2 protein-coding genes are annotated in these 2,348 nt (G+C 62.5%); one reads left to right on the forward strand and one right to left on the reverse strand.

Features of this window, described 5'->3' with window-relative positions; genetic code table 11:
• Window positions 1-99 precede the first annotated feature (99 nt).
• The gene (locus WBB95_RS02420) at window positions 100-990 is read right to left on the reverse strand and encodes an AraC family transcriptional regulator N-terminal domain-containing protein (protein ID WP_424486126.1); all 891 of its coding nucleotides are present in this window, start codon (window positions 988-990) and stop codon (window positions 100-102) included.
• 182 nt (window positions 991-1,172) lie between these two features.
• Here WBB95_RS02420 and WBB95_RS02425 point away from each other — a divergent pair, with 182 nt between their 5' ends.
• The gene (locus tag WBB95_RS02425; RefSeq protein ID WP_424486127.1) at window positions 1,173-2,225 is read left to right on the forward strand and encodes an NAD(P)-dependent alcohol dehydrogenase; all 1,053 of its coding nucleotides are present in this window, start codon (window positions 1,173-1,175) and stop codon (window positions 2,223-2,225) included.
• Window positions 2,226-2,348 lie beyond the last annotated feature (123 nt).

Consider the following 2,348-nt stretch of genomic DNA (forward strand, 5'->3'; position numbering starts at 1 on the left):
TGCTCGCGAAGGCGGTGGGTCAGCTAACACATTCATCAACTGACAGACCGCCTTCGCGAGCAAGCCCGCTCCCACATTTACCGTGTTGTGACTAGAGATTTACGCCGCGCGCTCTTCGCCCGGGTTACGCAGAAAGTAGCGCTTATATTCGCGGCTGAACTGCGACGTACTCTGATACCCCACATTGTGCGCCGCTTGTGCCACGCCCATGCCGTCCACCAGCAGCAACTGCTGGGCCTTGAGCAACCGCAGACGCTTGAGGTACTGCACCGGCGACAACAACGTGCAGCGCTTGAAGTGCTCGTGAAACGTCGACGCACTCATGTGCGCGTAACCGGCCAACGTCTCGATATTCAGCGGTTCGGCGTAATGGGCATGCAGGTGATTCAACGACGTGGCAATTCGCGAAAACTGCCCCTGCTGCTCCACCAACGCCCGCAACACATCGGCCTGCGGCCCGCGCAAGGCGGTGAACAACAACTCGCGCACCCGCGCCGGGCCCATGATCCGGCTTTCCAGCGGATCGTGCAGGCATTGCAGCAAACGCTCGACACAGCCGCGCATGGCGTCATCGAGCACCACCGAACTCATCGACTCCAGCGTCTGCGCGGCCGGCGGCGGCCCCGCCTGAATGCCCATGGCCATGACCAGCTCACCCAGCACAACGCGGTCAATGCCGACGGTCACGCCGTACAGCGGCGCATTCGGCAGGGCAAAGGTTTCGCATTCGAACGGCACCGGCATCGCCTGGATCAAATAGTGCCCGGCGCCATATTCCAGTGTGCGTGGGCCCAGGTAGGCGACTTTGCTGCCTTGGGCGACGATCATCAGGCTCGGCTCGTAAATCTGAGGCCCACGCGCCACGTCGCAACTGGCGCGCAATACCTGCACACCGGGCAAATTCGTCGGCGAAAAACCGTCGCGGGGCGTAAGCCCTTTTATCAAGGCAACCAGCGTGGCGTTGGCGTCGAGATGGCGGGTCAACAACATGGCAAAAAACTTCGCGAAAAAGGGATGAGAGCATCATCGCAGGTCTGAGGGCACATAAATCCAAACACAGGGCACTCCCGGACGAATAGGCATGAGACTCGGAGCAATCACCATGGCCGCATCCGGGGGTGGCGCGGAAAATGGCCCGCCTCACTTGTCACTGCTTTTTTGCGAGGTTACTCATGTACACCGCCATCGGTTATGCCGCCCAGTCGGCCACCACTCCCCTCGCCCCCATGTCGTTTGAACGCCGCAGCCCGCGCGCCGATGACGTGGCGATCGAGATCCTCTACTGCGGCGTCTGCCACTCCGACATCCACCAGGCACGCAACGAATGGGGCATCGCCGTGTACCCACTGATGCCGGGCCACGAGATCGTCGGCAAAGTCACCGCCGTCGGCGCCAGCGTCACGGCACACAAAGTCGGCGACCTGGTCGGCGTAGGCTGCATGGTTGATTCGTGCCGCCATTGCGACGCCTGCCACGCAGACCTTGAGCAATACTGCCTCGAAGGCCCGACCATGACCTACGCCACCCCGGACCGGGTAGACGGCAGCAACACCATGGGCGGCTACTCGGACAGCATCGTGGTCAGCGAGCACTTCGTGGTGAAAATTCCGGCCAAGCTCGACCTGGCCAGCGCCGCGCCGATCCTGTGCGCAGGCATCACCACCTACTCGCCGCTCAAGCACTACGGCGTGAAAGCAGGCGATAAAGTCGGCGTACTGGGCATGGGCGGCCTGGGCCACATGGGTATCAAGTTCGCCAAGGCGATGGGCGCGGAAGTCACGCTGTTCACCCGCTCCGCGAGCAAGGCTGAGGAAGGCCGTCGCCAGGGCGCCGATCACGTGATCGTGTCCACCGATGCCGAACAGATGAAAGCCGCCGCCGGCAGCTTCGACTTCCTGCTCGACACCATCCCGGTGCAGCACGACCTGAACCCCTACCTCGACGTGCTGCGCTTTGACGGCGTGCACATCCTGGTCGGCCTGATCGAGCCGGTCGACCCGCCAGTCAACGCCGCCAAGCTGGTGTTGGGCCGTAAAGTGCTGGCGGGTTCGTTGATCGGCGGTATTGCCGAAACCCAGGAAGTTCTGGATTTCTGCGCCGAACACGGCATCACCTGCGACATCGAAATGCTCGACATCCGCCAGATCAACGAGGCTTACGCCCGCATGATCGCCGGTGATGTGAAGTACCGCTTCGTGATCGACATGGCGACGCTGAAGGCCTGACCAACCATGCCATCGCCGTGACCCGTGACCCGCGACCCGTAGCCCGTAGCCTATCGCCCGTAGCAGCTGCCGAGCCTTGGCGAGGCTGCGTAGGCGGTGTACCTGACACACCGCCTACGCAGC

The organism is Pseudomonas sp. (assembly GCF_049645325.1).
In the GTDB taxonomy this organism is placed as follows: Bacteria; Pseudomonadota; Gammaproteobacteria; order Pseudomonadales; family Pseudomonadaceae; genus Aquipseudomonas.

Excerpts from the sequence above, each read along its gene's own strand:
- WBB95_RS02420 (WP_424486126.1), bottom strand. The coding sequence starts at position 990 with ATGTTGTTGACCCGCCATCTCGACGCCAACGCCACGCTGGTTGCCTTG.
- WBB95_RS02425 (WP_424486127.1), top strand. The coding sequence starts at position 1,173 with ATGTACACCGCCATCGGTTATGCCGCCCAGTCGGCCACCACTCCCCTC.